This window comes from Pseudomonas sp. 58(2021), assembly GCF_017491585.1.
Taxonomy (GTDB): Bacteria; Pseudomonadota; Gammaproteobacteria; order Pseudomonadales; family Pseudomonadaceae; genus Aquipseudomonas; species Aquipseudomonas fluorescens_BT.
Window position 1 is genome coordinate 1 of sequence record NZ_JAFGYZ010000059.1, and the last position, 471, is coordinate 471.

Below are 471 nucleotides of genomic sequence, written 5' to 3' on the forward strand. Positions count from 1 at the left end.
GAGCTGCGCCGGCTGCAACGACGACAGCACAGGCGACGCATCAACGTCGCAAGCATCGCAGCTGCCACAGCTTTCGCCCGCCACCGGTTTGAACCTTGCCGCTGCGTGCGAGAGCTTTGCCGGCAAACTGAGTTTTGCCAACACCAGCATTACCGCCATCTCGACCGTGGCGGCAGGCACGTTGAGCGTGGGCGGCAACGCCGTGCCCGAGCACTGCCTGGTCACCGGCACCATGAACACGCGCGTGAGCCCCGTGGATGGCAAGACCTACGCCATCGGTTTTGAGATGCGCCTGCCCAAGGCCTGGAATGGGCGCTTCTATTACCAGGCCAACGGCGGGCTGGATGGCTCCGTGGCCACCGCGTTGGGCGCATTGGGCGGTGGTCCCATCAGCAGCGCGCTGGGCTCGGGGTTTGCCGTCATCAGTTCGGATGCGGGGCATAACGGCAGCCAGGTGCCGCTGTTCGGGCG

1 protein-coding gene is annotated in these 471 nt (G+C 65.8%); it reads left to right on the plus strand.

Annotated features, from left to right (window positions below):
• On the plus strand, positions 1-471 hold a 471-nt coding region (locus tag J5M72_RS28745), incomplete at both ends, for a tannase/feruloyl esterase family alpha/beta hydrolase (protein ID WP_207868331.1).